A 1,630-nucleotide genomic window follows, 5' to 3' on the forward strand; every position below is an offset into this window, starting at 1 on the left:
ATCCGTCCGCGAAGCCGTCCACGACAACAGCAAACTCCTCGTCGTCGACCCCGTCATCCCACCCGGCAACCAACCCCACGCCAGCAAGACCATCGACGCGATGATGATGGTTATCCACGACGGCAAGGAGCGGACCCAGGCGGAGTTCGAGGACGTCCTGAGCAAGGGCGGCTTCACCGTCACCCGGATCCTGCCGACGCCCTCCCTGATGTCCATCGTCGAGTGCGTCCCCGCCTGAGCGTGGTGCCCAGGATCGGAGGAGGTTGCCGGGATGAGTGAAGAGCCGATCGTCGATCTGGCCGCGTTGGGGGCGGACTTCGCACGCGATCCGCATCCGACGTACGCGGAGCTGCGCAGGCAGGGACCTGTGCACCGGGTGTTGCTGCCGGAGGGTTTCACCGCATGGCTCGTCGTGGGCTACGAGGAGGCCAGGGCAGCGCTGTCCGACCCCCTCCTGTCGAACGACTGGCGCAACTCCCCCGGTGTCGCGGACACGGACGACGACCCCTGGTCCAGTCCTCATATGCTGATCTCTGATCCGCCCCGGCACACGAGGCTGCGCAAGCTGGTGGTCAGGGAGTTCACTCCGCGGCGTGTCCAGGCGCTCGGGCCCCGGGTGCAGAAGGTTACCGACGAGCTGATCGACTCGATGCTCGCTCGCCCGGACGGCCGTGCCGACCTCGTCAAGGACTTCGCGTTCCCCCTGCCCGCGGCGATCATCTGCGAACTGCTCGGGGTCCCGTTCAGCGACCGTGACAAGTTCCACCACTGGACCACGCTGGTGACCAAGCAGTGGAACGGCGCCGAGGCCGAGGCGGCTCTCGCCGAACTGGACGACTATCTCAAGACATTGCTGGCCGACAAGCGCGTACACCCGGGCGACGACCTGCTCAGCGGGCTCGTGCGCCGGCGCGAGGAGGACGAGGACGCCCTGTCCGACGGCGAGATGGTGGGTCTTTCCGTGCTGCTCCTCGTCGCCGGGCACGAGACGACCACCAGTCTTCTCTCCAACGGCATGCTCGCACTGCTCCGGCATCCCGACCAGCTGAGCGAGCTGCGCGCCGACTTCTCGCTCCTGGACGGAGCCGTCGAGGAGATGCTGCGGCACAGCGGCCCGACCGGAACCTCATTGCACCGCTTCACCACGGAGCCCGTGCGGATCGGCGGCAGGACGATCCCCGGCGGGGGCGAACTCGTACTCATCGGAAACACTCCCGCCAACCGCGATCCGAGCCGCTTCCCGGATCCGGACCGCTTCGACATCCGGCGCGAGGCAGCCGGTCATCTGGCCTTCGGGCACGGCATCCACGCCTGTTTCGGTGCCCCGCTGGCCAGGCTGGAGGCCAAGACCGCAGTCCGTTCCCTGCTGGAACGCTGCCCGGACCTTGCCCTCGACGCCGATCCCGCCGGGCTGACCTGGTACCCGAGCGTGATGATGCGCGGCCTGCCCCACCTCCCGGTCCGAGTTCGTGCCACGAGCCGCACCGGTTCGTGACCGTCCCGAGCACCCGTCCCTGCCACTCTCGCCTTCCTCTGGAGGTACGCGATGACGTCCGCCCCGCGCGAAACCAGCGAGCTGAGCGCGCAGCTGTCGGAACACATGAACGGATACCTGTACACCGCCTGCCTC

Annotated in this window: 2 protein-coding genes; both read left to right on the forward strand. The window is 67.9% G+C overall.

The features are described from left to right. Nucleotides 1-238: methyltransferase (locus tag KUM40_RS27125; RefSeq protein ID WP_302180906.1), on the forward strand; the 238-nt coding region annotated here is incomplete at its 5' end. Between the two features lie 33 nt (nt 239-271). After that, nucleotides 272-1,495 carry a cytochrome P450 gene (locus KUM40_RS27130; RefSeq protein ID WP_217168824.1) on the forward strand — a complete coding sequence of 408 codons (1,224 nt, stop codon included), beginning with the start codon at nt 272-274 and terminating at the stop codon, nt 1,493-1,495. The last annotated feature ends 135 nt before the right edge of the window (nt 1,496-1,630 follow it).

The organism is Streptomyces sp. AC512_CC834 (assembly GCF_019049325.1).
Lineage (GTDB): Bacteria > Actinomycetota > Actinomycetes > Streptomycetales > Streptomycetaceae > Streptomyces.

Excerpts from the sequence above, each read along its gene's own strand:
- KUM40_RS27130 (WP_217168824.1), top strand. The coding sequence starts at position 272 with ATGAGTGAAGAGCCGATCGTCGATCTGGCCGCGTTGGGGGCGGACTTC.